General features: G+C 61.2%; 30 protein-coding genes. 16 read left to right on the top strand and 14 right to left on the bottom strand.

Annotated elements, in window-relative coordinates; translation table 11 throughout:
- Window positions 1-152: 152 nt before the first annotated feature.
- From AB8B31_RS06315 to AB8B31_RS06295, 5 genes are all read left to right on the top strand, one after another.
- Window positions 153-2,177 carry a LysM peptidoglycan-binding domain-containing protein gene (locus AB8B31_RS06315; protein WP_131702317.1) on the top strand — a complete coding sequence of 675 codons (2,025 nt, stop codon included), beginning with the start codon at window positions 153-155 and terminating at the stop codon, window positions 2,175-2,177.
- 268 nt (window positions 2,178-2,445) lie between these two features.
- Window positions 2,446-4,323 carry an ABCB family ABC transporter ATP-binding protein/permease gene (locus AB8B31_RS06310; RefSeq protein ID WP_018241420.1) on the top strand — a complete coding sequence of 626 codons (1,878 nt, stop codon included), beginning with the start codon at window positions 2,446-2,448 and terminating at the stop codon, window positions 4,321-4,323.
- Window positions 4,221-5,156 carry a phosphatidylserine decarboxylase gene (locus AB8B31_RS06305; RefSeq protein ID WP_281040846.1) on the top strand — a complete coding sequence of 312 codons (936 nt, stop codon included), beginning with the start codon at window positions 4,221-4,223 and terminating at the stop codon, window positions 5,154-5,156. Before AB8B31_RS06310 ends, AB8B31_RS06305 begins: the two co-directional genes overlap by 103 nt.
- Before the next feature lie 18 nt (window positions 5,157-5,174).
- Window positions 5,175-6,020: a CDP-diacylglycerol--serine O-phosphatidyltransferase gene (gene pssA, locus AB8B31_RS06300; RefSeq protein ID WP_018447395.1), complete on the top strand. Its 846-nt coding sequence runs from the start codon at window positions 5,175-5,177 to the stop codon at window positions 6,018-6,020.
- A 310-nt stretch (window positions 6,021-6,330) separates the two neighbouring features.
- Entirely contained in the window at window positions 6,331-6,477 is a 147-nt protein-coding gene (locus AB8B31_RS06295; protein WP_018447394.1) for a hypothetical protein, read from the top strand.
- Window positions 6,478-6,702: 225 nt separating this feature from the next.
- On the opposite strand, the gene AB8B31_RS06290 is transcribed toward AB8B31_RS06295, so the two are convergent.
- On the bottom strand, window positions 6,703-7,467 hold the full coding sequence (locus AB8B31_RS06290; RefSeq protein WP_131702315.1) for an SOS response-associated peptidase: 765 nt from the start codon (window positions 7,465-7,467) through the stop codon (window positions 6,703-6,705).
- A 41-nt stretch (window positions 7,468-7,508) separates the two neighbouring features.
- A complete protein-coding gene (locus AB8B31_RS06285; protein WP_026188339.1) occupies window positions 7,509-7,829 on the bottom strand; it encodes a YnfA family protein in 321 nt (106 codons plus the stop codon).
- Between the two features lie 182 nt (window positions 7,830-8,011).
- On the opposite strand from AB8B31_RS06285, the gene AB8B31_RS06280 reads away from it, so the two are divergent.
- The 8 genes from AB8B31_RS06280 to AB8B31_RS06245 all read left to right on the top strand — a co-directional run bounded on the left by AB8B31_RS06280 (window position 8,012) and on the right by AB8B31_RS06245 (window position 13,075).
- Window positions 8,012-8,428, top strand: a complete 417-nt coding sequence (locus AB8B31_RS06280; protein ID WP_131702314.1) for an NUDIX hydrolase — start codon at window positions 8,012-8,014, stop codon at window positions 8,426-8,428.
- Window positions 8,429-8,462: 34 nt separating this feature from the next.
- Entirely contained in the window at window positions 8,463-8,906 is a 444-nt protein-coding gene (locus AB8B31_RS06275; protein WP_018447390.1) for a TIGR02301 family protein, read from the top strand.
- A gap of 103 nt (window positions 8,907-9,009) precedes the next feature.
- Complete coding sequence (locus AB8B31_RS06270; RefSeq protein WP_003546972.1) at window positions 9,010-9,267, top strand: hypothetical protein; 258 nt, start codon at window positions 9,010-9,012, stop codon at window positions 9,265-9,267.
- Between the two features lie 18 nt (window positions 9,268-9,285).
- Window positions 9,286-10,038: a hypothetical protein gene (locus AB8B31_RS06265; RefSeq protein WP_047621504.1), complete on the top strand. Its 753-nt coding sequence runs from the start codon at window positions 9,286-9,288 to the stop codon at window positions 10,036-10,038.
- A gap of 98 nt (window positions 10,039-10,136) precedes the next feature.
- Window positions 10,137-11,000: a CAF17-like 4Fe-4S cluster assembly/insertion protein YgfZ gene (gene ygfZ, locus AB8B31_RS06260; protein WP_131702313.1), complete on the top strand. Its 864-nt coding sequence runs from the start codon at window positions 10,137-10,139 to the stop codon at window positions 10,998-11,000.
- On the top strand, window positions 10,997-11,605 hold the full coding sequence (locus AB8B31_RS06255; protein WP_131702312.1) for a YfbR-like 5'-deoxynucleotidase: 609 nt from the start codon (window positions 10,997-10,999) through the stop codon (window positions 11,603-11,605). The genes ygfZ and AB8B31_RS06255 overlap by 4 nt, the downstream gene beginning before the upstream one ends.
- Entirely contained in the window at window positions 11,602-12,132 is a 531-nt protein-coding gene (locus AB8B31_RS06250; protein WP_131702311.1) for a tyrosine phosphatase family protein, read from the top strand. The genes AB8B31_RS06255 and AB8B31_RS06250 overlap by 4 nt, the downstream gene beginning before the upstream one ends.
- Window positions 12,133-12,190: 58 nt before the next feature.
- Complete coding sequence (locus AB8B31_RS06245) at window positions 12,191-13,075, top strand: mechanosensitive ion channel family protein (protein WP_018447385.1); 885 nt, start codon at window positions 12,191-12,193, stop codon at window positions 13,073-13,075.
- 103 nt (window positions 13,076-13,178) lie between these two features.
- Here AB8B31_RS06245 and AB8B31_RS06240 read toward each other — a convergent pair whose 3' ends face one another.
- Together AB8B31_RS06240 and AB8B31_RS06235 are read right to left on the bottom strand one after the other, a co-directional pair.
- Window positions 13,179-13,694, bottom strand: a complete 516-nt coding sequence (locus AB8B31_RS06240; protein ID WP_115157003.1) for a superoxide dismutase family protein — start codon at window positions 13,692-13,694, stop codon at window positions 13,179-13,181.
- 219 nt (window positions 13,695-13,913) lie between these two features.
- Window positions 13,914-14,255, bottom strand: coding sequence for a hypothetical protein (locus AB8B31_RS06235; RefSeq protein WP_131702310.1), 342 nt, complete (start codon window positions 14,253-14,255; stop codon window positions 13,914-13,916).
- Window positions 14,256-14,695: 440 nt separating this feature from the next.
- Here AB8B31_RS06235 and AB8B31_RS06230 point away from each other — a divergent pair, with 440 nt between their 5' ends.
- The 3 genes from AB8B31_RS06230 to AB8B31_RS06220 all read left to right on the top strand — a co-directional run bounded on the left by AB8B31_RS06230 (window position 14,696) and on the right by AB8B31_RS06220 (window position 18,263).
- Entirely contained in the window at window positions 14,696-16,600 is a 1,905-nt protein-coding gene (locus tag AB8B31_RS06230) for a putative bifunctional diguanylate cyclase/phosphodiesterase (RefSeq protein ID WP_026230829.1), read from the top strand.
- A 136-nt stretch (window positions 16,601-16,736) separates the two neighbouring features.
- Window positions 16,737-17,396 carry an HD domain-containing protein gene (locus AB8B31_RS06225; protein ID WP_197728771.1) on the top strand — a complete coding sequence of 220 codons (660 nt, stop codon included), beginning with the start codon at window positions 16,737-16,739 and terminating at the stop codon, window positions 17,394-17,396.
- Window positions 17,397-17,405: 9 nt separating this feature from the next.
- A complete protein-coding gene (locus AB8B31_RS06220; RefSeq protein ID WP_131702309.1) occupies window positions 17,406-18,263 on the top strand; it encodes an MOSC domain-containing protein in 858 nt (285 codons plus the stop codon).
- Window positions 18,264-18,368: 105 nt separating this feature from the next.
- Here the strand turns inward: AB8B31_RS06220 and AB8B31_RS06215 are convergent, their stop codons facing one another.
- From AB8B31_RS06215 to AB8B31_RS06170, 10 genes are all read right to left on the bottom strand, one after another.
- Window positions 18,369-19,364: an aldo/keto reductase gene (locus AB8B31_RS06215; RefSeq protein WP_131702308.1), complete on the bottom strand. Its 996-nt coding sequence runs from the start codon at window positions 19,362-19,364 to the stop codon at window positions 18,369-18,371.
- Window positions 19,365-19,465: 101 nt separating this feature from the next.
- Complete coding sequence (gene recO / locus AB8B31_RS06210) at window positions 19,466-20,236, bottom strand: DNA repair protein RecO (RefSeq protein WP_115157007.1); 771 nt, start codon at window positions 20,234-20,236, stop codon at window positions 19,466-19,468.
- A gap of 124 nt (window positions 20,237-20,360) precedes the next feature.
- On the bottom strand, window positions 20,361-20,846 hold the full coding sequence (locus AB8B31_RS06205; RefSeq protein ID WP_131702307.1) for a response regulator: 486 nt from the start codon (window positions 20,844-20,846) through the stop codon (window positions 20,361-20,363).
- A 375-nt stretch (window positions 20,847-21,221) separates the two neighbouring features.
- On the bottom strand, window positions 21,222-21,974 hold the full coding sequence (locus tag AB8B31_RS06200) for a Crp/Fnr family transcriptional regulator (RefSeq protein WP_020049310.1): 753 nt from the start codon (window positions 21,972-21,974) through the stop codon (window positions 21,222-21,224).
- Window positions 21,975-22,046: 72 nt separating this feature from the next.
- Window positions 22,047-22,988, bottom strand: a complete 942-nt coding sequence (gene era / locus AB8B31_RS06195; RefSeq protein WP_018070602.1) for a GTPase Era — start codon at window positions 22,986-22,988, stop codon at window positions 22,047-22,049.
- 7 nt (window positions 22,989-22,995) lie between these two features.
- Window positions 22,996-23,715 (bottom strand): ribonuclease III, encoded by a 720-nt coding sequence (gene rnc / locus AB8B31_RS06190; RefSeq protein ID WP_131702306.1) that lies wholly within the window; start codon window positions 23,713-23,715, stop codon window positions 22,996-22,998.
- On the bottom strand, window positions 23,712-24,455 hold the full coding sequence (gene lepB / locus AB8B31_RS06185) for a signal peptidase I (protein WP_131702305.1): 744 nt from the start codon (window positions 24,453-24,455) through the stop codon (window positions 23,712-23,714). The genes rnc and lepB overlap by 4 nt, the downstream gene beginning before the upstream one ends.
- Before the next feature lie 219 nt (window positions 24,456-24,674).
- Window positions 24,675-25,079 (bottom strand): holo-ACP synthase, encoded by a 405-nt coding sequence (acpS, locus tag AB8B31_RS06180; protein WP_018241398.1) that lies wholly within the window; start codon window positions 25,077-25,079, stop codon window positions 24,675-24,677.
- A 38-nt stretch (window positions 25,080-25,117) separates the two neighbouring features.
- Window positions 25,118-25,708, bottom strand: coding sequence for a DUF2062 domain-containing protein (locus AB8B31_RS06175; protein WP_018241397.1), 591 nt, complete (start codon window positions 25,706-25,708; stop codon window positions 25,118-25,120).
- Between the two features lie 161 nt (window positions 25,709-25,869).
- Window positions 25,870-26,019 (bottom strand): DUF3563 family protein, encoded by a 150-nt coding sequence (locus AB8B31_RS06170; protein WP_003558084.1) that lies wholly within the window; start codon window positions 26,017-26,019, stop codon window positions 25,870-25,872.
- Window positions 26,020-26,163 lie beyond the last annotated feature (144 nt).

Here is a 26,163-nt window from a genome sequence, read left to right as displayed (position 1 = left end):
AGGCAAACAACTATTCCATTTCAATGCAGTCAAGAAAATTGACTGAAAAGCAGCGTGCCTAGCTTGCCTAATTGCTTTGAATGCTTGTGAAAAGCAACGGGAATCGCTAGCAATTTCGGTTACTACGGCAAATTGCCGCTCTGGGAGACATAATGATGAAGAACCGTGCCGGCTTGCTGGCCCTTGCAGTGCTCGTAATCGCAATCCTACTGATGGTATTTTTCGTCATGCCGCGCATCGGCGGCGATGCAACCAAGGTCGGCGACGCCATCAACCAGGCGAGCACGGAGCTCAAGAACACGGTTAACGAGGCCGCAAAGACATCGCGCTCCGCCGTTGCCGACTCGGCTGCGGTCGCCGACCAGGTGGGTCGCCTTTCGGCGGATGCCGGCATGTCGCTCAGCGAGCTCAAGGCGCTGTTTGCCGACGGCAAAGGCCCCGCCATCGATGTCTTCACCGCCGCCAAGACCAAGGCCGTCAGCGCGCTGACCGCACTTGCCGATTTCACAATTCCCGAGGGCCTCGATCCCGCGACCCAGACCCTTGCCACCAAAGCCAAGGACGGCGGCGCGAAAGCGCTCGCCATCGTCCAGTCGCTGCCCGAGAATATCGCCGATGCGCTTGCCGCGATCGCCAAGGCCGAAACTGCGCTAACCGGTGCGCCGGAGGCTGCCCCTGCGGCGAACACGGCAGCGGAGAATACCGGCCCGAAGCTTCCGGCCTTCGACGTATTGCGCGTTGAGCCCGACGGCTCGACGGTGATTGCCGGCTCCGCCGAACCGAACGGCAAGCTCGAGGTGCTCGACGGCGAAAAGGTGGTGACGACGGCCAATGTCGATGCGACCGGCGATTTTGCCGCCGTCCTCGACGATCCGCTTCCGGCGGGCGACCACCAGCTCGTGCTCAAGTTCACGGGCAAGGACGGCAAGAGCATGCTTTCCGAAGAAGTCGCGACCATTTCCGTGCCGAAGGACGGCAATGGCGCCAACCTGCTCGCCATGGTCTCCAAACCCGGTGCGGCGAGCCGCATCATCACCGCGCCAAAGGCCGGAACCGAAGTTGCCGATGCCTCCAATCCGATGGCGCCGCCTGCGGACAAGCCGGCAACGGGCGAAAGCTCGGCTGCGCCTGCTGCAACACCTGCACCAACCGGCGAGCTGGCGCTGCAGACGCCGAACCTCACCGACACCTCCTCCAATGGCGCAGCTACGGCACCGGATAAGACCAATGTGCCCGATGTGATGGTCAATGCCGTCGAAATCGAGGGCAACAAGATCTTCATCGCCGGCACGACTCGTTCCAATGCCAAGGTCATCGGTTATGCCGACGACAGCCTCGTCGGCCAGGATACCGCCGGCTCCGACGGGCATTTCGTCATCGACGGTGTGGTGTCGCTCTCGGTCGGCGACCACAAGATCCGCGTCGATGTCGTCGATCCCACAGGCAAGGTGATCGTGCGTGCGGCGGTGAACTTCAATCGCCCGGCCGGCGATCAGGTAAGGGTCGCCGCTCAATCGGTCCCCGCCGACGCGAACGGCGCTTCCTCGATGGTGCCGCTCGACGAAGGCGAGCTTGGCAAACTCAAAGCCGAGGCCGGCAAGGCCTACGGTCTGCTGAAGGGACTGTTTGCCGATGGCAAGTTGCCCGGGGCGGAACAGCTTGCGGCGGCGCGCTCGGCAACGGAATTCGCGCTGCGCTCCGTCGCCGATTTCCGCCCGGCGGCCGATGCGTCGGATGCCTTCAAGCAAGCGTCCGGCTCGTCCTCGCAGATCGCCGGCAATGCGCTGAAGCTGCTGCAGGGCCTGCCTAAGGATGCAAAGTCCGTCGGCGCCGCGCTCGAAAGACTGGGCGGGATGATCGCCGAACTCACCGCTGCACCCCTGCCGGCAGCGCCATCTGCAAACGATGTCGGAAGCAGCCAGCCAAAGACGATCGAACAGGCGCCGCTGACGGCGAACAACGCGGCGGTCATCATTCGCCGCGGCGACACGCTGTGGCAGATCTCGCGCCGCACCTATGGCCTCGGTGTTCGTTACACGACGATCTACATCGCCAACGAGGACAAGATCATCGATCCCGATCGCATCCGCCCCGGTCAGATCTTCGGCCTGCCGAAGGATGTGTTGCCGAATGCCGAAGAGCTGCACCGCAAGCGCCTTTCCGGCCAGCACCTCTAAGCAGCAGACATCATGACGAGGCCGGGCAACATACAGCAGTTCAAAGTGCTGCAGCGTCCTTTGCGCGTCTGAAAAGACGCGCGGCGCTGTCGTCGCCCGGCCTGTCTTTTCCTCAGCCCTGCAATTGTTGTATTCGTCCGCTTGGCACCCTATCTGGCGATGGCGGCTGCGGGCTATGGGAAGCGCTTTCAGGCACATCCCGGTTCCGTGCTCTTGCCGGCATCGAAGCGCCCCAATCGCGGCAAGCCCATCCGGGCTGGAGACAAGCATGGCAAACGGCAAGACAGTCTCGGAATCCAACCTGCTGCAGACGCTTCTCAACCTCTGGCCCTATATGTGGCCGGCCGGCCGACCCGACCTCAAGATGCGCGTCGTCTGGGCCTCGGTCTTTCTGCTGATCTCCAAGTTCGTCCTGCTGCTCGTTCCCTATTTCTTCAAGTGGTCGACCGATGCGCTGAACGGCAGGATGGATCTTGCCGGCTCGGTGCCGCCGCTGCTGGCCGGCGCCATCGCGCTAGTGATCGCCTATAACATCACCCGGCTGATCCAGCTTGGCCTCAACCAGCTGCGCGACGCGCTCTTTGCCAGCGTCGGGCAACATGCCGTGCGCCAGCTCGCCTACAGGACCTTCGTGCATATGCACGAGCTGTCGCTGCGCTTCCATCTGGAGCGCAAGACTGGCGGGCTTTCGCGCATCATCGAGCGCGGCACCAAGGGCATCGAGACGATCGTGCGCTTCACGATCCTAAATTCGGTCCCGACGGTCATCGAATTCCTGCTGACGGCAGTGATCTTCTGGTGGGGCTACGGCTTCTCCTATCTCGCCGTTACCGCCTTTACCGTCTGGGCCTACATCTGGTTCACGATCCGCGCATCCGACTGGCGCATCGCCATCCGCCGGTCGATGAACGACAGCGATACCGACGCCAATACCAAGGCGATCGACTCCCTCCTCAATTTCGAGACCGTCAAATATTTCGGCAATGAGGAGATGGAGGCCAAGCGCTTCGACAAATCGATGGAACGCTATGAGAAGGCCGCGACCGATGTCTGGACCTCGCTCGGCTGGCTGAACTTCGGCCAGGGCGTCATCTTCGGCATCGGCACGACGATCATGCTGGTGCTGTCGGCGCTGGCCGTGCAGCGCGGCGAGCAGACGGTCGGGGATTTCGTCTTCGTCAATTCGATGCTGCTGCAGCTTTCCGTGCCGCTCAACTTCATCGGCTTCGTCTATCGCGAAATCCGCCAGGGGCTGACCGATATCGAGCAGATGTTCGACCTGCTTGAGGTGAAGGCCGAGGTCCATGACGCGCCCGATGCAACGGAGCTTCGGATCGGCCAGGGCGCGATCTCTTTCAAGGACGTGCACTTCTCCTACGATCCGGCCCGCCCGATCCTGAAGGGCATTTCCTTCGAGGTGCCGGCCGGCAAGACGGTCGCCGTCGTCGGCCCGTCGGGTGCCGGCAAATCGACGCTGTCGCGCCTGCTCTATCGTTTCTACGATATCCAGAGCGGCGCGATCACCGTCGACGGCCAGGATATCCGCACGGTGACGCAGAAGAGCCTGCGTACGGCGATCGGCATGGTGCCGCAGGATACGGTGCTCTTCAACGACACGGTCGCCTACAACATTCGCTACGGCCGCACATCGGCCAGCGACGGCGAGGTCTTTGCAGCCGCCGAGGTGGCGCAGATTGCGCATTTCATCGAAATGCTGCCCGAGGGGTTCGAAACCAAGGTCGGCGAGCGCGGGCTGAAGCTTTCGGGCGGAGAGAAGCAGCGGGTGGCGATCGCCCGCACCATCCTCAAGGCACCGCCGATCCTGATCCTCGACGAGGCGACGTCGGCGCTCGACACGACGACGGAACGGGAAATCCAGGAGGCACTCGACCTGGTTTCGAAGAACCGCACGACGCTTGTCATCGCCCACCGGCTTTCGACGGTGATCGGCGCCGATGAAATCATCGTGCTCAAAAGCGGCGAGATCGCCGAGCGCGGAACACATGCCGCCCTCCTCGAAAGAAACGGCCTTTATGCCTCGATGTGGAACCGCCAGCGCGAAGCGACACAGGCGGAGGAACATCTGAAGCAGGTGCGCGAAAGCGACGACCTCGGCGTGATAACGCGGCTTGCTCCGGCAAGCTGAGCCGGGAGACCGACGCCGGCCGGCTTTTGTTGTTCAGAACCCCGGCATGGGAACCAGGGCCGAGGCCGCAGCATTGCCCCGGAGACGGTTTTTCGCTAACCAGCAAAAATGAAAACGCAAGGAGACCGGCAGCCATGAGCCTGTTCAACACGGTTCGCAACACGATCGTTCCCGTGCACAAGGAGGGTTATCCCTTCGTTGCCGCCTTCTTCGTCGCGTCGCTGGTCTTGGGCTGGATCTTCAAGCCGCTCTTCTGGATCGGCATGATCTTCACGCTCTGGTGTGCCTATTTCTTCCGTGATCCCGAGCGCGTGACCCCGCAGGACGACGACCTGGTGGTCTCTCCCGCCGACGGCAAGGTCTCGGCGATCCAGATGGTGACCCCTCCGGCAGAGCTCAACCTCGGCTCCGAGCCGATGCTGCGCATCTCTGTCTTCATGAACGTCTTCAATTGCCATGTGAACCGGGCGCCGATGCGCGGGCGCATCGTCAGCATCAACTACCGCTCCGGCAGCTTCGTCAACGCCGAGCTCGACAAGGCGAGCGAGGACAATGAGCGCAACGGGCTGGTGATCGAAACCCGCCACGGCCAGATCGGCGTCGTGCAGATCGCCGGCCTCGTGGCGCGGCGCATCCTCTGCTGGGCGAACCCCAACGAGCCGGTGGATGCCGGCGAGCGCTTCGGGCTGATCCGTTTCGGCTCGCGGCTCGATGTGTTCCTGCCCGCTGGTGCCGCGCCACGCGTCTCGCTCGGCCAGACGGCGGTTGCGGGAGAAACCGTCATCGCCGAATTCGCCTCCGCCAAGGGTCCCGTCATCAGCCGCCGCAGCTAGGAACGATTGGAACGCGATATGGAAACGCCTTTTCCGCCTTTCGAGCCCAACGGGCCGGATGATTCCGCCCGCGGCCCGCGTCTTCGCGAAATCCCGCTCCGGCTCGTCTTTCCGAACCTCATTACCATTCTGGCGATCTGCGCCGGACTGACCGGCATCCGGCTGGCTTTCGAGAATCGTTACGAGCTCGCCGTCTCCATGGTGCTGCTCGCGGCCTTCCTCGATGGCATCGACGGACGCGTAGCGCGGCTGATGAAGGCGACTTCGAAGTTCGGCGCGCAGATGGATTCGCTTGCCGACATCGTCAATTTCGGCGTCGCGCCCGCCCTCGTCGTCTATGTCTTCGCGCTCGACCAGGCACGCTCGCTCGGCTGGATTGCCGCCCTGATCTATGCGATCGCCGCCGGGCTTCGCCTTGCTCGCTTCAATGTCATGGCCGAACGCGAAAACAAGGCGAGCTGGCAATCGGAATATTTCGTCGGCGTGCCGGCGCCGGCCGGCGCCATGCTGGTGCTCTTGCCGGTCTATCTCGGCTTCCTCGGGCTGGCGACGGACCGCACCTTCGCCTATCTCTCGTCGATCTACACCGTGCTCATCGCCTTCCTGCTGATCAGCCGGCTGCCGGTCTGGTCGGGCAAATCGGAAGGCAACCGCCTGCGGCGCGATCTCGTGCTGCCGATGATGCTCGGCGTCGTGCTCTATGTGGCTCTGCTGATGAGCTACACCTGGGAAGTGATGGTCTTCACCGTTGCCGCCTACCTCGTATCGCTTCCCTTCGGCGCCCGGAAATGGCGGCGGAAATACGGGACGCTGACGATCGAGGAGCCGGGCATCGGCGACGACGATATCGGCCGGCACATCTGACCTCCGAGCATTTCCGGATTTCTTCGAATGACGGAAATGCTTCTCTCCCTTCGTTCTGACGGATCCCCGGGAAAGGCATGCGCTTTATCCGGGTGAAAACCGTTCCGCGCTTTTCCCCGAAAACCGCTTTCGGACTTTTATTGGAACTGCTCTCTTCAGTAAGTATTAACCAACGTAGGCTTCAGTTAAGCCTCGCGAATTATGGTGGGCGTTTACAAATCCTGATAAGCGACGCCCCCGTTTTGTCGCTATTCGTGACGAAACATCAAACTATAAAATACCCAGGGAAGAACCACGCAAGGAGAATATCGTGACTTCGAAGAAGAGCAGTACCGGCGAACAGCAGGTGGCCAAGCCAGACCTCGCCGCCAACTATCGCCCCGTCGGCCTGAAGGCTGTTGCCGCAGCATCGCTGATGGCCAAGCATAAGCCGACCGGCGTCAAAAAATCCGCTTGAGGCGGAAAGCTTCAAATCGGAATCATGCGTGCTTTCGGGTTACATGCGTTAGGCACCGCTGACGAAGTGAGTGACGAGGCGATCGCCGGAAATCTCCCGACAACGCTCTGGCGACATAAGCACAACCCGAAAAACCTGATGGACGAAGCGACGCATCGCCGCCGCCTATGTGAGACGTCGGCGCCGATCGGTCACCGACGGGCCCGCAGGTGCGGCGGATAGTGTTCAGAAGAAGCTGAGCTGGCCGTCGTCAGGCTTTTGCTTCTCGGTCGCCCTCAGCGGCTTTTCGATGACGACCGGCTCCTGCAGGTCGGGACCCATATTGGCGACCTTGTTGACCTTGTCGGAGACCGGGACGGCCTCGAAGAAATCATCCTGAACGGGCTGCAGCAGGTCGGCCACCTCGCGCGGTTCCTGGGTCTTGCAATCGAGCCAGCGGGAGAAATCCTCAGGTCTGATGACGACAGGCATGCGATCGTGGATCGCTGATATGGCTGAATTGGCTGATGTCGTCAGGATCGCGCCGGTATCGACCTCGGAGCCGTCGGCCGACGACCATGTCTCCATCAACCCGGCAAAGGCGATGACCCCACCCTGGCGCGGCCTGATCCAGTAGGGCTGCGGCCGCTCGCCGCTTTCCTTGGACGGGCGATGCCATTCATAAAAACCGGAGGCCGGAATGAGCACGCGACGATGACGCATGGCTGCGCGGAAAGAGGCTTTGCCGATCGCGGTTTCGGAGCGCGCGTTGATCAGCAGCGGGAAATCCTTCGGGTCCTTGACCCAACCCGGCGTGAGGCCCCAGCGCACGAGCACGGCGCGCCGGTCGGCCAAGTTGCTGCCCTTCTCCCTGCCCTCGCCTGATATGACGACGAGGATCGGTTGCGTCGGCGCGATGTTGTAACGCGCCGGAAAGTCGTCGAGATCGAGACCGGAGAAGACGTCGCGCAGGTCGGCGCTGGAGATTGTCAGGGCGAAACGTCCACACATCGGCCTGTCTTTGCACCCGGCTGGTGTTCGGTCAAGGCACCTCAGCCTCTCGGCGCGAAGAGGATGAGGCTGGCGCCGGCAAGGCAGATCAGCGCACCGCCGATATCGTAACGATCAGGCACGCGGGCTTCGACCAGCCACAGCCAAAGCAGCGAGGCGAGGATATAAATGCCGCCATAGGCCGCGAAGGTACGGCCGGCGACCTCGCTCGGCACCAGCGTCAGAAGCCAGGCGAAAAGCACCAGAGAGACCATACCCGGCGCCAGCCACCAGATGGACTTTTCGAGCTTCAGCCATGCCCAGAAAGCAAAGCAGCCGGCGATCTCGAAGACCGCGGCAAAGGCATAGATGATGTAGGTCACGGAAGCCCTTTCGAATCCTTCGGCTTTTTGCTTCATGCATGTCGCTATCTCAAAGCCGCTGCACACTTTTGAGCGACATGCATTGGCAACTATCCCTGCGAAAAGTGTGGAAGCCAAGCAGCGCCGGCATGCAAATGTCGGTTCATCGGATAGGATAGGCGATCACAGCAAGAGCAGTCCCGATGACCTCCACCGCCAAACCCGGCTCCGCCGCCATCCTCGAACGCGACGGACGATTCCTTCTGGTGTTGCGCCGCAACCCGCCTTCCGCCGACATGTACGCCTTTCCCGGCGGGCGCGCCGAGCCCGGCGAAACGCCGGAGCAAACGGCATTGCGAGAATTCCATGAAGAGACCGGCATTTCGGCACGGAATCCGCGGTTGTTTTCGACCTACGACCTGAAGACGCATGCGGCCGACGGCAGCGTCAACAGCCATTTCCTGCTGTCGGTCTTCCGCGTCGACGCGGATCGGGACGCGGTGGCGGAAGCCGCCGACGATGCAGCCGCCGTCGGTTGGTACACGGTGGAGGAAATCCGACGGCTGCCCGTGCCGCAGAGCGTACTTGAATGCGCTGAGCGGCTGGCGGGCGGCGAATAGACGTGGAAACTTTCAAGCACGCCTTGTTGCCGTCATGCTCAGCGTATCAACTACGAACATGATTCCCGTTCGACGCGTTTTTCTGTCCCTGCTCGTCCTCGCCGGCCCCACGATGGCGCAGGGCAAGAATACGCCGCCTCCACAGGAGGAGCAGATTGCACCGCCGATCGTGAACGTGCCCTATGACGACAAGCTGGCGCGGTTCGCCGAGGTGCTGGGTTCGGTGCATTATCTCAGAACGCTCTGCAAGGCGCCTGGCGGCGACGAGTGGCGAAACGGCATGCAGCAGCTGCTCGATTCGGAGACCGGTAACGAGCAGCAGCGCAAGGAAAAGCTCACAGCGGCCTTCAATCGCGGCTATCGCGCCTTCGCCTCGGTCTATACGGATTGCACCCCGGCGGCCATCGTGGCAGAAGAGCGCTACCGTAACGAAGGTGCAACACTTGCCACAGAAATTACCTCGCGCTTTGGAAATTGACGTTTAATTAACCTGTTTTCGCATGCGGACGTGTCGTTTTGGGAAAAGGCTGTTAGTGTTGTTAACGGTGCAGTAAGACATGAGAAGTGCTGAGGAAAAAACAATGGAAGCAAGCCTCAACGACATCGACGACATGATCGTCCACGAAAAGATGCAGGCAGCTCTGGAGTACCAGAACGAGGCTTGGGCCGACGGCATGGCCGACGGGATCGAGCCTGAAATCATCGCTGATGCCGCCATTGCACATGCGCTGCGCGAGACGATCAGATTGCATGGGGAAAAGAGCGCCGAAGCCCTGCTGGATTCGCTGCGTGAGCGCATGCTTGCCGGCGAATTCTCCGCGAACCGCACCCTGCAATAATTGTTATCAGAGAGTTTGATGCACACCGGTAAAGAGAAAGTTTCGCGAATTTCGCTCGCGCCGGTGCTGCTTGCGTTCAGCCTCGCCGCCGGCAATGTTTTCCTTGCGCCGGCCGCCTACGCGCTTTCCGAACTGCACAACATCCCCGGCCAGGCGGCCAACGAGACGCCGCCCGCACAGGGAAGCGCTCAAGGACAGAGCCAGCCGCAGACCACTCCCGGCGTTCCCATGGCCGATCCGTTGGTCAACAGCCAGAACAATCAGGGTGTCGACAAGACGCCCGGCACCCAGGATAATTCCAAGCCCACCGAGGTGATCTACGACATCAGCAAGGTGCCAGAGCCGGTTCGCAAGATGCGCGAGCAGATCGTCGAAGCGGCCGCCTCCGGCGATCTCGAACGGCTGCGGCCACTGATGGGCACCGGCACCGACCAGACACAGGTGACGGTGGGCGAACCGACCGACGACCCGATCGGCGCGCTGAAGGATCTGTCGGGTGATCCTGATGGCGACGAGATCCTTGCCATCATGCTCGATATCGTCTCGACGGGCTTCGTGCACGTCGGCCAGGGCACAGCAGACGACATGTATGTCTGGCCCTATTTTGCCGAGAAGGACCTGAAGTCGCTGACGCCGCCGGAGCGTGTCGAGCTGCTGCGCATCGTCACGGCCGGCGATCTCTCCGACATGCAGGAGTTCGGCGGATATAATTTCTACCGCCTCGGCATTACGCCTCAGGGCAAATGGAAATTCTTCACAGCGGGTGATTGATGCCCGTCTCGCCTGCGCTTTTCACGTTTCGCATGGCGCTTGCGATCCACCTCATGAAGACATACCTCTGAGCGATGACCAACGCGACAGGTTCCGCCATGCCAGCCGTATTCCTGAAAGACCGCTCATTGCTCCTTGTCAGCGGCGCGGAAGCCCAATCCTTCCTGCAGAACCTGATCACCACCGACATCACCTCGCTCGGCGCCGACGAGGCACGGCCCGGTGCACTCTTGACCCCGCAGGGCAAGATCCTGTTCGACTTCATGATCTGGCAGGACGGCGACGGCTACATGATCGAAACCGATGCCGGCCAGCGCGACGGCCTGCTGAAGCGGCTGACAATGTACAAGCTGCGCGCCGCCGTCACACTTGCGACAAGCACTGAAGAGGGCGTCACCGTTTCCTGGAGCGAGGATGCCGAGGGCAGCCAGGGCGTCCGGGACAGCCAAGGCGTCCGAGACAGCCGCTTCGCCAAGGCGGGCGTCACGCTGATCCGCCGGCCCGGCAAACATGGCGATGGCAACGAAGCGCTCTACGACGCACTGCGCATCAGCCACGGCATCGTCACATCAGGATCGGACTTCGCCCTGCAGGACGCCTTCCCGCATGACGTGCTGATGGATTTCAACGGCGGCCTCTCCTTCAGGAAAGGCTGCTATGTCGGGCAGGAGGTCGTCTCGCGCATGCAGCACCGCGGCACCGCCCGCCGGCGCGTCGTCACGGTGTCCGCCGCGACAACCTTGCCGGAGACCGGGACGGAGATCACCGCCGGCGGCAAGCCCGTGGGAGCGCTCGGTTCTGTCGAAGGCGGCAGCGGCCTTGCGATCGTGCGCATCGACCGCGCCGGCGCCGCGATGGCGGCAGGTACGCCGCTGCTCGCCGGCGAAACGCCCGTTTCCCTCGTCCTGCCGGCATGGTCCGGCCTTGTCTTTCCCACAAGCGGCGACGAGGCCAGCGCGTGACAACGACGAAAGCTCCGCGTGCCTGGCAACGCATGCTGTCCGGGCGCAGGCTCGATCTGCTCGACCCCTCGCCGCTCGATATCGAACTCATCGACATCGCCCATGGGCTTGCGCGGGTTGCCCGGTGGAACGGCCAGACCTCTGGCGATCATGCTTTTTCGGTGGCGCAACACAGTCTCGTCGTCGAGGATATCTTCCGCCGCTTCAACGATGCGCGGCCGCAGGAGTGCCTGATGGCGCTGCTGCACGACGCACCCGAATATGTGATCGGCGACATGATCTCGCCGTTCAAATCGGTGGTCGGCGGCGGCTACAAGACGGTGGAAAAGCGGCTGGAGGCGGCCGTGCACCTGCGCTTCGGCCTACCGCCGCATCCCTCGCGCGACCTCAAGGACCGGATCAAGAAGGCCGACACCATCGCCGCCTATTTCGAGGCGACCGTGCTTGCCGGTTTCACACCCGCCGAGGCGCAGAAATTCTTCGGCCAGCCGCGCGGCATCAGTAAGGACATGCTGATGATCGAGCCCCTGCCTGCGCTCGAAGCGCAGCGATTGTTCTGCGCGCGCTTCGCGGCGATCGAGGCCGAGCGGGGGATGGTATCGTGAGCTTCATCGTCGTCTCGCCGCTGTCGCGCATCGCGGAAATGGCGGTGCGCCATAAGGCGCGCGATATGATCAGCCTGATCGCCAAGAATCAGGCCTTTCACCGGCCGGGCGTGATTGCGGCCGAACGTCATCTGACACTTGGTATGAACGATATCGTCTTCAAGGGCACCGGCGATCTCGTGGCGCCTGACGAGACGCATGTCCGCGGGATTATCGACTTTGCCGCATCGTGGCAGCAAGAGACGCCGCTGCTCATTCATTGCTGGATGGGCGTGTCGCGATCACCGGCCGCAGCCCTCATCGCCGCGCTGTCGCTGGCACCGGATCAGAGCGATGAAACGCTTGCTCGCCGACTCCGAGCCGCCTCACCTTTCGCGACGCCCAACGCCCGGCTGATCGAGATCGGTGACGCGCTGCTCGGCCGCAGCGGCCGGCTGGTCGCGGCGGTACGGGCAATCGGATGTGGTGCGGATGCCGACGGCAATGCGCCCTTCGTGCTTGCGATCCGGAACGCCGTTGGCGGTTGACGCTGCCGCCAGCCGCTCCATCTAGCCCCCGACCACGCACAATCGACAGGGCCAGATCATGGAACAACAGGCAGCCGATGTCCTCCTCGCCACGCAAACGGCACTCAGCCAGGCAAGCGCGCTTGCGGTGCAATATTCCTTCTCCGTCCTCGGGGCGGTGATCCTGCTCGTTCTTGGCTGGGCGCTGGCCGGCTTTACCAGCCGCTGGGCCTATGAAGGCCTGTCGCGCGTTCATGGCATTGACGAGACGCTGGCGCGTTTCTTCACCAATGTGCTGCGCTATGCGCTGCTCATCCTGGTGTTCATCACCGTCCTCGGTCAATTCGGCGTCCAGACCGCCTCGATCATCGCAACCCTCGGCGCAGCGGGCCTGGCGATCGGACTAGCGCTGCAAGGGACGCTGCAGAATATCGCCGCCGGCATTATGCTGCTGATCCTCAGGCCTTTCCGCGTCGGCGAATATATCGAGACCAGCAGCGTGGCCGGCACGGTGCGCGAAATCGGATTGTTTGCCACCGAGCTCAAAACCGGCGACGGGCTCTACCGGTTGGCGCCGAATTCGACGCTCTGGAATACGCCCATTACCAATTTCACCCGCGAGCCCACCCGGCGGAACGAGCTGAAAATCAGCGTCGCCTATGAGGATGACATCGATCTGGCAATGGAGACGCTGATGAACCTTGCCAAAGCCGACTCCAGGGTGCTGACGTCACCGGCACCCAGCGTCTTCATCGACAGCCTCGGTGATGGCACGATCTCCGTCGCGCTGCGCTACTGGGCAAAGACAGGTGACTGGTGGCTGGTCAGCCGTGACATGGTGAAACGCGTGAAACTCGCCTTCGATGACAATCCTGACGCCGTGCCGGATGCTTCAGATGCCGCGCCGGCAAAAAAGTCCAACGGCAAGGCGACGGCCGAAAAACCGACGCCGACGCGGCAGTAAGACATTGCAGCGCCACCGATCTTTTTAAGACCCGTGGCGCTGTGCAGTTTGAATTGCTAATTTTGTCCCTAAATCGATGCCGATCTAAGAATTGCGCCGTAGCCTATTGGATGACGCCGCAGGAGAGTCTTTCCCCGGCATCACCCGAAGGCTGGCTGCGATAATCATCCGAATTGGCGTGCACCATCAATGCGCGGCCGCGAATGCCGTCAGTCTTGCCGTCGAGCGTGACCATGCTGTCGAAGATCTGTGCCCGCAACCTGCCGTCCTGCCCGACATATTGATTGGGCATATCGCCGGCGTGCGGTCCCTTGGCGGCAAGGATGCCATGCTCGGCCTTATCAGGGTTGAAGTGACCGCCCGCTGATTCGTGATGGGTCGCGGCGTCGCAGCGGCCGGTCTCATGAACATGGAACGCCACCCATTTGTTCGCCGGCAATCCCGATATCTCGACTTCGATCAGGACGCCGCCATTGGCGGCAGCCGTCAGTTGCGCGCGACCGTCCTCCTTGCCGTCCTTGCCGACGAAATTGGCGACCGCCGTTTGCTTGTCCTGAGCGCCTGCCTGCAATGCAACCGCAAGCAGGCTCAAGGTGGCGATAATGCGCATGGCTTTCATGGAGATCTCCTTGCGTCCGGTTGTCCTTCTGAACGTGTCAAACCGGAAGGTGTTCCTGAGCCGCGCGTCCGATAGGACGCGCTAAGGACGCTCCGGCACTTTGCGTGGCGCATAATCCTTTCCGAAAATCACTCCGATTTTCGGGTTATGCGCAGGAATATCGAACGAGAAAAGCCGGCCAACCGGCCGGCTTGCAGATCTCTCGAATTGAGACGCCGCTCAGGCGACGGCGTCGAAATCGAATTGACCGTAGGTCTTGCGGTAGAGATCGTCGGACTGATCGCCTGATGTCGGCGCGGCCTGCTGCAGCGGATAGGGAACGGCGATGCTGCTTGCACTGCCGCTGTCACGGGTGTCCATCATCAGCGCAATCAGGCTGCCGGAAAATTTCGGCTGCGTGTCGCTGGCATTATCGTCTTCAAGGAGTTCCTTGATGATGCCGGGCTTCTCATCGGCGGCACGTTCGCCGCGGCTTAGTACGCCGTCGCCATTGGCATCGAGCCGCGAAAGCGTCGCCAGATATGCGTATGAGGTGTCTGAAACGGATGTGGTGCTGGTCATACAAACCTCCATTCACCGCCTTCTGCCGGTGGTGTTTGTACGCAATACGAACGTTGGAAAATCACTGTTGACTCGGTGGTTAAACTGATTTGCGCAGTGCGTCAATAAGTTGTTAACTTCTCATTAACGATGATTGACAAAAGTAAACGGAACGCCTGAGCGCAGGCCTCCGCCAGTGTCAGAGGGCCGTTTTCCTGCGTATTTCAGCTATTTTTCACATATAAAACAAACGTCTAACGGAGAGACGTCGCTGCTGCACTGCAACCGAATATTAATCCGGCCCATACAAAATGGACATCACGCATCACTAGCAGGCGTCCAGCTTATAAAAAATCAACCTCTGTATTCATTTTAGAAAGGTCTTTCATGTCCCGTGAAATGAGGCACGTTCATCAAACGAGGACGCTTTCCTCCGCTGTCGTCCCGAGAGACGCCTGCACATGAAAGCTGAAGCGCTCTTCTGGCGGCAATGCACCGAGGCCGTCACCGCCGATGGATCGATCGATGCGCAGCGCCTGATGGATCTTGTGATCGCGACCTATCGCGTCCATGAAAGCGACTATGACGAAATCGAGAGAAGCGCGGAAACGCTGCTGAGGGAAAACCATGCGCTGAGAGGCAATATATCAGCCCTTAGCCAGGCGTTCGACGGACAGAAAAAACTCTTCGAAGTCATTCTCAACAACCTGCCGCTCGGTCTCAGCGTCTTCGACGCCGACCAGCGGCTGACGCTTTCCAACATCCGCTTCCGTCAGCTCTTCGACCTGACGGACGAAGATGTCATTGCCGGCGCGACAATCGCCGATCTCACGGCTAAAATGCGCGGCACGGAGAGCGCTAGCACCAAGCCCGGCCGGCGGACCGGGCGACATTCCTCCGCAACCACAAGAAGCAGTAGTCTCCGTCGGCGCGAATGGTTGATGGACGATGGCCGCATCATCCAGAGCATGGTGACCATCCTTTCCGACGGCAGCAACATTTCCATTCACGCCGACATTACCGAGGATCGAAGGGCGGCCGAACGCATCACCTATCTCGCCCACCACGACCCGCTGACCGGCCTTCCGAACCGCATCCATTTCCGCGAGCAGGTCGATGCGACGCTCGCAGAGCGCAGGCCAGATCAGCAGATTGCCCTCGTTCACCTCAATCTCGACGGTTTCAAATCGATCAACAACACGATGGGAGTTTCGGCCGGCGACAAAATCCTGCAGCAGGTCGCCGAGCGCATCCGAGCCTCGGCCGGTTCGGAAAACACCCTGGCGCGCCTCGGCTCGGACGAATTCGCCATCCTGCAGACGGGCAAGCAGCAGCCGCGGAACGTGACGGCGCTTGCCGAGCAGATCCGCCGCGAGCTTTCCGCGCCATTCCTCCACGGCGAGAAACAGCTGGAGCTCAGCGTCTCCATGGGCATCGCAATCGCCCCTGGAGATGGCGAAGAAACCGATATCCTGCTGAAAAATGCCGGCGTGGCGCTGTCACATGCCAAGGCGGACGGGCGCAAACGCGAGCGCTTCTTCGCCAGTGAGATGGAAGCGCAGATGCAGTTGCGACACGCGCTGGAGGCAGACCTCCGAGCAGCCGTTGAGAAAGAGGAGTTCGAGCTGCATTATCAGCCGCTCTATGACCTCTCGCAGCGACGTATCTGCGGCTTCGAAGCGTTGATCCGCTGGAACCATCCGGTCCGAGGCCGCGTTCCGCCGATGGATTTCATTCCGCTGGCAGAGGAGGTCGGCCTCGTCGTCGATATCGGCCGTTGGGTTTTGCGTCGGGCCTGCAACGATGCAGCGCAATGGCCGGAGGGCATCAAGATCGCCGTCAACGTTTCGGCAATCCAGTTCAGCAGCAGCGACCTGACGCGAGATGTCAGCGAGGCACTTGCCGCCGCCGCGCTGTCGCCGTCGCGGCTTGAACTCGAAATCACCGAGAGCGTGCTGATGGAAAATCTCAGCGAAGTGCTGCCGATCCTGCATGCGCTGAAGGAGCGCGGCATCCGCATCTCGATGGACGATTTCGGAACCGGCTATTCCTCACTGAGCTATCTCTCGAGCTTCCCCTTCGACAAGATCAAGATCGACAAGTCCTTCGTCAACGACATCGTCGACAACAAGGAAGCGCATGCGATCATGCATGCGATCATCCTGCTCGGCGATGCGCTCGGCATGCGCGTCACCGTCGAGGGCGTCGAGACGGCCGCGCAGCTGGCGCTGCTCGAATGCGAGGAATGCGACGAGATCCAGGGCTATCACATCAGTCCGCCGCGACCGGCGCGTGACGTGCCCCATATTCTCTCCCTGCCGCCGAAGAACGGCGGCGTGACCCAACTTCCTGAAGCCAAGCACTGAGATCCCCCTCGATTGCGACTCGCTCGGCAAGCCGCTACAAAATCGGCTGCGATTCCTGAGATCTTCGTTGTCGCATCCTTTTACCGCCCGCATTCAATTCAGCGCCGATGCCCTATCGGCGGAAACGATCTTCCTCATGACAGGTGGCGCTATGTTCGCGGCTGAAGCCTTCTCCCCACACGAAACGCTTGCGGCGGCGCTGATTGCGCATGCGGCCGATGGCGACGACGGCTCGCACGACCTTGCCCATATTCTGCGCGTCTTCAGAAATGCCATGCGCATCCATGCGGGAGAAGGCGGCGACGGGCGGGTTCTTGCCGCTTCCGTGCTGCTGCATGACTGCGTCGCCGTCGAGAAGAATTCGCCGCTGCGGGCAAAAGCATCGGCTTTGGCGGCTGAGAAGGCATCGGCGATCCTGGCGGAACTCGGCTGGAGCGAGGCGGATATCGAAGCCGCGGCCCACGCAATCACCGCACACAGTTTCTCTGCCGGGGTGGCACCGCAAACGCTGGAGGCGAAGATCCTGCAGGATGCCGACCGGCTGGACGCGATCGGCATGGTCGGCGTCGCCCGCTGCTTCTATATCGCCGGGCGACTGGGATCCGGGCTCTACGATCCGTTCGACCCGGCGGCAGCGGACCGCCCGCTTGATGACAAGCGTTATGCCATTGACCATTTCCAGACGAAGCTGTTCAAACTGGCGGAAGGTTTCCAGACCGAGACCGGCCGCAGGCTGGCCGCCGCGCGTGATAAAAGCCTGCGCGACTTCCTCTCGGCCTTCATGGACGAAATCTAGGAGCACAAGATGCGTGTCAGCGACCTCTTCATCTACCCGCTCAAGAGCGCCCGCGGCATTGCGCTGCCCGCCGCCGACATTGACGCCTATGGGCTTCCCGGCGACCGGCGGGCTATGATCACCGATGCCCAAGGGCACTTCATCACCCAGCGCGAGTTGCCCGACCTCGCACGCATCGAGGTACGACCGGAGGCGACCGCCTTTCGGCTGCTGATGCAGGGGAAAACGGACATATCGGTAACACCGCCTCAGCCCGAAAACCGCATGGATGTGACCGTGTGGAAATCTGCCGTCAGCGCCGCCGTCGCCGATCCGGAGAGCAACCGGCAGCTTTCCGAATGGCTTGGCCGCGAGGTGCGCCTGGTCTTCTTCGACGGCCAGGCACGGCGGACGGCGAATGCCGAATGGGCCGGCGAAGCCACGCCCGTCACCTTTACCGACGGTTATCAGATCCTGGTGACGACGACGGGCTCGCTGAAGGCATTGAATGCCGATCTCGCCGCCCATGGCGAAGGCAGTGTCGGCATGGAACGCTTCCGTCCGAACATCGTCATCGATACCGACGAGGCCTGGACGGAGGACCGCTGGGCGGCGATCGAGATCGCCGGCATCCGCTTCGATCTCGTCAAACCCTGCTCCCGCTGCATCATGACGACTCAAGACCAGTTGACCGGGTCCCGCGAGGGACCAAACCCGATGCCGGCCATGGGCCGCATCCGCATGTCCGCCGACCGGCGCGTGCCCGGCCCGCTTTTCGGTTGGAACGCCACGCCGCGCGGCAACGGCAGGATCACGATCGGTGACACCGTCAACATCGTTGAAGAGAGGCCGGAAGGCTGGGCGCTCAAACGTCGAGCTGCAGCCTGAAGCGCATCGCTTCAAACCGGATTCATCCGATGCGCTTTGAGTCTTTGACTTAGGCATGTCGCCCAAAACCGCTGCATGCTTTTTGGGCGACATTTATTGAAACCCTCAGAAGCGATCGAGCGCGGCATCGATCCCCGCCATGACATCGAGCGGCAATGGTCCCTTCTCCAGAGCGCCGGCATTTTCCTCCACCTGAGCGACAGTGCGGAAGCCCGGAATGGGAAGGGTGCGCGGCGAGCGTGCCCAGAGCCAGGCAAGCGCGCCCTGCGTCAGCGTGCGGCCGCCTGATGTCAGGAGATCGCGGACGGCATCGAGCCGTGCGGCGAATTCCGGGGCCATACGTCCATCCTTGAAATAGACCATCCAGTCGAGGGCAGCACCCCGGACATCCTTGGAGCCTACCGCTTTGTCGCCGGTGAACTTGCCGGTCAGCAGCCCCATCGCCAGTGGGCCACGATTGATGGAGATCAGGCCCTTCCCCTCGATCACCGAGATCATCTCCGGCACCGGTTCGAAAACATTCATCGTATGCTGGATCGAGACATAGCCCTGTCGGCCGACATGACGGGCGGCACGATCCGGAAAATCGGTACTCCAGCCGAACGCATCGATCTTGCCTTCGGTGCGAAGCGCCCCCAGCGTATCGAAGACGGCATCCGATTGATCCATCGGAAAATCATTGAGGTGGAACTGCAACAGATCGAGGCGATCGCGCTTCAGGCGGCGCAACGAGGTCTCGACCGAACGGCGGATGAAGGCCTCGTCGGCAAAGGCGCCGGTTGCCTGCTTGCTTGCCGGATCGGTGGCGAAGCCGAACTTGGTGGCGATGACGATATCGTCGCGATTACCGATCGCCCGGCCGAGCACTTCCTCCGAGTGGCCGGCGCCGTAGTTCGAGGCCGTGTCGAAGAAGCGGATGCCGAGTTCGATGGCACGGTGGATCGCCTCCACGGATTCATCGTCGTCGACATCGCCCCAGCCGAGCGGCGTGTCGCCGGCGAAGAAGGGGCCGCCGATCGCCCAGCATCCCATGCCGAGACGCGGAATTTCGCGGCCGTTCCAGAGCGTGATCGTCGTCGGTGATGCGGTCTTGGTTAGCATGGGGTCCTCCTTGATTGGCAATCCTGTGAAGACATAGGAAGCGCTCATCAGCAGGTAAACCGCCAAATACGGAGGATGTTTTGCACCCGTAAAAAACGAGGTCAGGCGGAAATGCCGTTCGGGCCGGAAAGCGTCCGCAAGGCTGGATTAAGCGCCTTGAGCGCCGCCTGAACGAAACCGTCGCGGGCAGCTGCCGCCTCGATGCCGCGCGGCTCGTAGACATGACGATGCAGGAAGAACCCTGTCAGACGGAATGCAGCCGAGAGACTATCAAAGTCGGCTGCATGATTGCCTTCGATGCTGAGGAACGGCGGCAGGATCAGCATTTTGTCCGCCCAGGGCTCGCCCGCGGTGCGGCTGACGGCGCGGCCGGATTTCGGCGAGACATAGACGAGATCGGAACGGGCGCCGGTCGCAGCGCATTCGGCAAGATCGAGGCCGAAGCCGAGATCATTCAGCACAGCAAGCTCGAAACGCACGAAGAGTTCGCCGGCATCGGCCGGATTATGCAGGTGATCGAGGATGACCTCCAGCGCATCGAAGAGGTGTGGATGTGGGTCACGCTCCGGCAGCAGCCGCAGCAGCGCGCCCATCGCCTGGACACCGTAGACGGCGGTCGCCGTTTCCATCAGGCGGGCGGCGCGCAGTGTCACCGGCTCGACTCGGAATTCACCGAGATGTTCGTCAAGCCGGGCACGCCAGTTGACCTCGACGGCATTGCCCGCCTGCAGCACCGGCTGCATGGCGCGCGAGCGGCCGGAACGCACCAGGCCGAGATGGCGGCCGCGATCACGCGTCATCACCTCGGCGATGACGCTCGTCTCGCCGTGGCGCTTGACGCCCAGAATGATCGCCTGGTCCTGCCATTGCATCGAAAGAAGTCCCTGCGGGTGACGAATCCATCCTACTGCATAATTCAAGGCGTTACAGCGTCCTTTGCACGTCTGAAAGGCGGGCGCCGCCGTCAGCAAGGACTGGATTCTGTCACGGACCGTGTCAGGCGACAGCCGGGAAAAGCCTCTGCAGGAATTCCCGCATCGCCGTTTCGTCGAACGGCTTCACCAGAAGCGGTATCTGTTGCAGGTCGGGCGGGAAATCGCCGGTATCGGAATAGCCACTGACGAAGCCGAAGGGGATGCCGATATCGAGAAGATGGCGGGCAAATCCGAAACTCATGCCCTCGCCGAGATTGACGTCGAGAAGGGCGAAATCATATGTCTCCGCAGCAATGGCGGCCCTCGCCTGCTCCACACTGCCGACGATATCGATACTCTCGACGCCGGAAAGACGCAGAATATCCTCCGCCTCCATCGCGATGATCAGACTGTCTTCAAGAACCAGAACACGGATTGCGCTCATGATTCGATGCCCCCCGTCGGGCGCCCGTCGCAGCGCCCCGGCCGTTTCGCCAACATCATTGCCCTCCGGTGCCCCGCATGCCACGCTATCGGTGAATTCCGCCACCTTTTCTGAATAAACCATTTTTCTGCCCGGTCGATAAGAATCAAAATCGGAGGAAAGTTGACGGCTCACTTTATTTTCCGTGCTGCTAATGCGCATTTAAAAAAGACATAAGCCGGCCGGTTGGCTACGGCATATTTGTGCAGCCATTCAAAGTGCTACAGCGTCCTTTGCGGCGTCTCGAAAGACGCGCGGCGCTATAGAGCAATTCCAGTAAGACTGCGCAGTGGTTGGCGTCCGGAATTGCGCCAAACAAGACGGAGCATATCCGTCACCCGGGAGAAATCAGGAATGCTCTAAAGCGCGTCGCAATCCTTCAGATACGCTCCTCGCGCTTTAGCTCTATATTTCCAACGCATGCCGTTATCGCAAAACCGCTGCTTTGCGCGACATGCCTTAGATGAACGGGCGTTTGCCCTCTCCGAGCCCTTCCCAGCCGGCGATCGCCATCAATTCCTCGCCGTTCAGCACCTCGCAGCCACGCTCCTGCCAGCGGATCAACCCACGTTCGCTGAGCTTTTTCAAGGTTTTGTTGGTATGAACGATCGAAAGACCGAGCGTGTCGGCAATGTGCTGCTGGGTGATGGGGATGAATTTTCGGCCGTTGAAGATATTCAGCTTCCGGCCGCGCTCAAACAGGAAAGCGATCAGGTAGGCTGCTCTTTCCAGCGCCGTGCGGCGGCCGATGCTCAAGAGATGCTCATCCAGGATGCGCTCCTCGCGCGCGGCGATCCAGGTAATGTCGAAGGCGAGCGAGGCGTGCTTGTTGTAGAGCGTCATCAGCCTGTCACGCTCGAAGACACAAAGAGAAACGGGAGAAAGCGCTTCGACGGAATGCTGCATCTCGCCGGCGATCGTTCCCTGCAGGCCGATCAGGTCGCCCGGCATGATATAGTTCAGAATCTGGCGGCGCCCGTCCTCCAGCATCTTGTAGCGGAAGCCCCAACCGGCGAGCACCGTGAAGAGATGAGCGCTATGCGCGCCCTCGACGAGGATGGTCGAGCCGGCATCGACGGCAAGCTCACCCCTTTTGAAGCTCGAGACGAATTCCAGCTCGTCGCGGCTGAATTCCCTGAAATGCGGCAGTGGCCGCAAGGGACATTGCTCGCAAGGGGTCTTGAACGAATTGATGGGTCTCGACGTCGCCATACTTGCCCTTGCCGTCGCAAAACCGGCGCGCCAGCAGGGGCCAGCGTCTACCCGATGAAATCCTTGCCATGCTTATTTCGGAAAATCGAGACCCATTTCGCGGAACCGCTCGGGATCATCACCCCAATTCTCGCGAACCTTGACGAACAGGAAGAGATGGACCGGCTGCTCGAGGATCTCCGACAATTCCTTGCGCGACGCAGTCGATATCGCCTTGATGGTTTCACCACCCTTGCCGAGCGCGATCTTCTTCTGACTGTCGCGCTCGAGATAGATCACCTGCTCGATGCGCACCGAGCCGTCCTTACGCTCTTCCCACTTCTCCGTTTCGACATGCGAGGCATAGGGAAGCTCCTGGTGCAGGCGCAGAAACAGTTTCTCGCGGGTGATCTCGGCGGCGAGCTGGCGCATCGGCAGATCGGAGATCTGGTCTTCCGGATAATACCACGGCCCCTCCGGGAGCGTTTTCGCCAAATAGTCCATGAGATCGTCGCAGCCGGAGCCGTTTTCGGCTGATATCATGAAGGTGCGCTCGAAAGCGATCTTCTCGTTGGCGGCAGCGGCCAGCGCCAGCAGATCCTCACGGTTGACGCGGTCGATCTTGTTGAGCAGCAGGATCTTCGGCTGCCGGACTTCCTTGAGGCCTTCGAGGATGGCTTCGGCATCGCCGCGCAAGCCGCGCTCGCTGTCGATCAGCAGCACGATCAGATCGGCATCCCTCGCACCGCCCCAGGCCGAAGTCACCATGGCGCGGTCAAGCCGGCGGCGCGGCTTGAAGATGCCAGGCGTATCCATGAAGACGATCTGGGCGTTGTCGTGGATCGCGATGCCGCGAACGATGGCGCGCGTCGTCTGCACCTTATGGCTGACGATCGAGACCTTGGCGCCGACGAGGCGGTTCACCAGCGTCGACTTGCCGGCATTGGTCGGCCCGATCAGCGCGACGAAGCCCGAATGCGTCGGACCATTGGTTTCTGCGGCAGCCTCGGCCGCGATATCTTCTTCTTGTGTCATTGTCCCGTCAGTTTCCGGCAGACGATTGCTGCCAAATGCCTTCGCGCTCGAGCATCTTCGTTGCCGCGACCTGTTCGGCGGCACGCTTCGACCGCTCTACGCCGGTTTCCGGCTTAATGCCAGCAACTTCCACCGTCACCTTGAAGCGCGGATCATGATCCGGTCCGCTGCGTTCATCAACCCGGTAGATCGGCGTGACGCCGAATTTCGCGTGCGACCATTCCTGCAGCTCGGTCTTGGCGTCGCGCTTAGCGCCATCGGCCCGCACTGCCCTGCCCTGCCAGTAACGCAGAATGAACCGGCGGGCAACTTCGAGGCCGCCGTCGAGATAGATCGCGGCGATCAGGCTTTCGACGACGTCGGCGCGCACGTTCATCATGCGCTTGCCGGTCAACTTCTTCACATCGGCGCCGGTGCGGATATAGAGGTGAAGATTGAGTTCGTCGGCAACCGCGGCGCAGGTTTCAGCGCTGACGAGCTGGTTGAGGCGAACCGAGAGCTCGCCTTCTCCAGCCGCCCCGAAGGTGCGAAACAGGAGCTCGGCGATGCAGAGCCCAAGGACCCTGTCGCCGAGGAATTCGAGCCGTTCGTAATTGCCGCCCTTTTCGGTACGGGCGCTGGCATGGGTCAGCGCGCGATCCAGGCGTTCCTTTTCAGCGAAGTCATGACCGATCAGGCCTTCAAGCTTTGCGCGGTCCGCCGCAGAAAGCGTCTGCGCCTTGCTCATTCAACAACCTTGAAGAGGCGGTCCCAACGCATGTTCGTCGGCCACTTCCAGATTTCGCGGAAGGAGGTATCGTTGCCAAGCGAGAAGAAGATAACGCTGGCGCGGCCGACAAGATTTTCGGCGGGCACGAATCCGACGTCGAAGCGGCTGTCGAGCGAGTTGTCGCGGTTATCGCCCATCATGAAATAATGGCCTTCCGGCACGATGAATTCGCGGGTGTTATCGCCGCGCGACACCGGAGACTGATCAAGCGTGTCGTAGGTCTTGCCGTTGTCGAGCGTTTCGCGGAACACCGGCACATCTGCGCCCGGATCAAGCTTGTAATCCGAGGTGAAGCTGCCGTCCGCTACCTTCGGAACCGGCTTGCCGTTGACGTAGAGCACGCCGTCGGTAACCTGGATATGGTCGCCCGGCAGGCCGATGCAGCGCTTGATGTAGTCGATCTCGGGGTTTGGCGGGAAGCGGAAGACGACGATATCGCCACGCTTCGGATCGGCGCCGAACAAGCGGCCGCTGAAGACATCAGGCGAAAAGGGCAGCGAATATTTCGAATAGCCGTAAGCGAACTTGTTGACGAAGATGTAATCGCCGACCAGCAGCGTCGGCATCATCGAACCGGACGGAATGGTGAAGGGCTGGAATAGCACCGTTCGGATCACCATCGCCAAAATCAGCGCCTGGATGATGACTTTGATATTTTCCCAGAGGGCGTTCGGCTTGGCTTCGACTTTTTCGGACACGCAGTCTTATTCCTTCAAGACGCCGCGGCGGCGCAATTCTTTCTGTCGTTCTCTCTAGCGGCTTCGGCCGGTTGCGGCAATGGCGACAACATCAAAAGCGACGAGAGGTCGCGTCAAACGCTTCCGGGGTCGCGATCAACGCTTCCGGGGTCGCGATCAACGCTCCCGAGGTCGCGATCAACGCTCCCGAGGTCGCGATCAACGCTCCGGCGGTCACGATCAGAGGCTCTCGGGCAACGCCTCGATAATGACGAAGGCCTGCGCCAAGGGATAATCATCCGTTATTGTCAAATGAATGGCGGGCCTGTGGCCGGCGGGCAGCAGCGATTCGAGGATCAGGGCGGCCGCGCCTGATAAAACCATGGTCGGCTTGCCGCTTGGCAGGTTGACGACGCCCATGTCCTTCCAGAAGACGCCCTGCGCTATGCCGGTGCCGAGTGCCTTGGAACAGGCCTCCTTGGCGGCGAAACGCTTGGCATAAGATTCGGCACGGTTTGCCCGGCGGTCGGAACGCGCGCGCTCGATCTCGGTAAAGCAGCGATGGGTGAAGCGCTCGCCGAAGCGCTCGATGGATTTCTCGATACGGCGAATGTCGATCAGATCGCTGCCAATGCCGATGATCATGCCGGAACCTTCCGTCGCTTAAGAATTCTTGATCGGGTTCATATGCTCGGCATGTCGCCGGCCGGAACGGCAAGGCGCAGGCGCGCCCGCTCCATCAGCCGTATATGGCGGCGCGTCTGAAAACCCTTCACGGTGTAGAATGTCAGCGCATAGAGCGCAACGGAGGTGACGGCCGCCGGCGGAATGGCGCCGACCAGCATCGGCTCCAGCACCGGCTTCCATAGCTCAGTGAAGTTCAGCTTGTGGAAAAGGGCGGCGAGATCCACCGTCTGACCGGCCAGGTGATCCTCGCGGCTCAACAGCAGATGTCCGATCTCCCAGGTGATGCCCCAGATGAAGGGATAGGTCAGCGGATTGCCGAAGGCGGCGCAACCAAGGGCGGCGGCCACCATGCTGCCGGAGAGGAAATAGGTGATCACGAAAGCCATGACGAAATGCACGCCGATGAAAGGCGTCCACGAGACGAAGACACCCGCAGCGACGCCGGCGGCAACCGCATGCGGCGAAGCGCTCAGGCGCAGGACGCGCATTGTCAGGTAACGGATCGGGCGAAGGAAACCCTTGCGAGGCCATAAAAGCTCCCGCATCTTTTCCTTGAATCCCGCAGGTTTGCGACGGCGAAACAACATGGCCGGTATTTAGTGCAGCGCACACCGCCATGACAAGAGCGGCAAATGATACCGCTCGAAAAACAGCCCGTCAGTTCTCTCTGCGAAGAGGAACTTCTTCATGCCGAGGGGCGTCCGTTATGCATAACGTCCCTCACCCGCCTCAAGTATTAAGTTCAGTATCAGCGATTGCGGAACAGACCGCGGTCGACCTGGCGCTGACGAAACTCGAGATCGATACGATCGAGCGAGCCGTTCAAATATGCCATTTCACGTTCCTGCGTGGTCGGAGCGCGAAAGGCGCGAGCGAATTTCTTGATAGGGTCAAACATTACCTTGTCTCATCTTCTGTTTGCGTTTCGAGACCAGAAGATAGGCTCGGCAAAGGTTAATTACCACCGCCGCAACATGGAGACAGCCATGCGCTGTGCGCATTGCTTGCCTTTTTGATGCGCCGCCAAGATCATAAAATGTGC

Origin of the sequence: Rhizobium sp. 62_C5_N11_2, from assembly GCF_051811185.1 — a bacterium.
In the GTDB taxonomy this organism is placed as follows: Bacteria; Pseudomonadota; Alphaproteobacteria; order Rhizobiales; family Rhizobiaceae; genus Rhizobium; species Rhizobium leguminosarum.
The sequence above is the reverse complement of the archived record's forward strand: the minus strand, read 5'-3'. Positions and strand labels throughout refer to the sequence as shown.

Excerpts from the sequence above, each read along its gene's own strand:
- AB8B31_RS06205 (WP_131702307.1), bottom strand. The coding sequence starts at position 20,846 with ATGGTTTATTCAGAAAAGGTGGCGGAATTCACCGATAGCGTGGCATGC.
- AB8B31_RS06240 (WP_115157003.1), bottom strand. The coding sequence starts at position 13,694 with ATGAAAGCCATGCGCATTATCGCCACCTTGAGCCTGCTTGCGGTTGCA.
- AB8B31_RS06315 (WP_131702317.1), top strand. The coding sequence starts at position 153 with ATGATGAAGAACCGTGCCGGCTTGCTGGCCCTTGCAGTGCTCGTAATC.
- AB8B31_RS06230 (WP_026230829.1), top strand. The coding sequence starts at position 14,696 with ATGAAAGCTGAAGCGCTCTTCTGGCGGCAATGCACCGAGGCCGTCACC.
- AB8B31_RS06215 (WP_131702308.1), bottom strand. The coding sequence starts at position 19,364 with ATGCTAACCAAGACCGCATCACCGACGACGATCACGCTCTGGAACGGC.
- pssA (WP_018447395.1), top strand. The coding sequence starts at position 5,175 with ATGGAAACGCCTTTTCCGCCTTTCGAGCCCAACGGGCCGGATGATTCC.
- rnc (WP_131702306.1), bottom strand. The coding sequence starts at position 23,715 with ATGAGCAAGGCGCAGACGCTTTCTGCGGCGGACCGCGCAAAGCTTGAA.
- AB8B31_RS06175 (WP_018241397.1), bottom strand. The coding sequence starts at position 25,708 with ATGTTGTTTCGCCGTCGCAAACCTGCGGGATTCAAGGAAAAGATGCGG.
- era (WP_018070602.1), bottom strand. The coding sequence starts at position 22,988 with ATGACACAAGAAGAAGATATCGCGGCCGAGGCTGCCGCAGAAACCAAT.
- AB8B31_RS06310 (WP_018241420.1), top strand. The coding sequence starts at position 2,446 with ATGGCAAACGGCAAGACAGTCTCGGAATCCAACCTGCTGCAGACGCTT.
- AB8B31_RS06290 (WP_131702315.1), bottom strand. The coding sequence starts at position 7,467 with ATGTGTGGACGTTTCGCCCTGACAATCTCCAGCGCCGACCTGCGCGAC.
- AB8B31_RS06170 (WP_003558084.1), bottom strand. The coding sequence starts at position 26,019 with ATGTTTGACCCTATCAAGAAATTCGCTCGCGCCTTTCGCGCTCCGACC.
- AB8B31_RS06270 (WP_003546972.1), top strand. The coding sequence starts at position 9,010 with ATGGAAGCAAGCCTCAACGACATCGACGACATGATCGTCCACGAAAAG.
- AB8B31_RS06225 (WP_197728771.1), top strand. The coding sequence starts at position 16,737 with ATGACAGGTGGCGCTATGTTCGCGGCTGAAGCCTTCTCCCCACACGAA.
- AB8B31_RS06235 (WP_131702310.1), bottom strand. The coding sequence starts at position 14,255 with ATGACCAGCACCACATCCGTTTCAGACACCTCATACGCATATCTGGCG.
- AB8B31_RS06245 (WP_018447385.1), top strand. The coding sequence starts at position 12,191 with ATGGAACAACAGGCAGCCGATGTCCTCCTCGCCACGCAAACGGCACTC.
- AB8B31_RS06265 (WP_047621504.1), top strand. The coding sequence starts at position 9,286 with ATGCACACCGGTAAAGAGAAAGTTTCGCGAATTTCGCTCGCGCCGGTG.
- AB8B31_RS06280 (WP_131702314.1), top strand. The coding sequence starts at position 8,012 with ATGACCTCCACCGCCAAACCCGGCTCCGCCGCCATCCTCGAACGCGAC.
- AB8B31_RS06200 (WP_020049310.1), bottom strand. The coding sequence starts at position 21,974 with ATGGCGACGTCGAGACCCATCAATTCGTTCAAGACCCCTTGCGAGCAA.
- recO (WP_115157007.1), bottom strand. The coding sequence starts at position 20,236 with ATGCAATGGCAGGACCAGGCGATCATTCTGGGCGTCAAGCGCCACGGC.
- ygfZ (WP_131702313.1), top strand. The coding sequence starts at position 10,137 with ATGCCAGCCGTATTCCTGAAAGACCGCTCATTGCTCCTTGTCAGCGGC.
- acpS (WP_018241398.1), bottom strand. The coding sequence starts at position 25,079 with ATGATCATCGGCATTGGCAGCGATCTGATCGACATTCGCCGTATCGAG.
- AB8B31_RS06275 (WP_018447390.1), top strand. The coding sequence starts at position 8,463 with ATGCTCAGCGTATCAACTACGAACATGATTCCCGTTCGACGCGTTTTT.
- AB8B31_RS06220 (WP_131702309.1), top strand. The coding sequence starts at position 17,406 with ATGCGTGTCAGCGACCTCTTCATCTACCCGCTCAAGAGCGCCCGCGGC.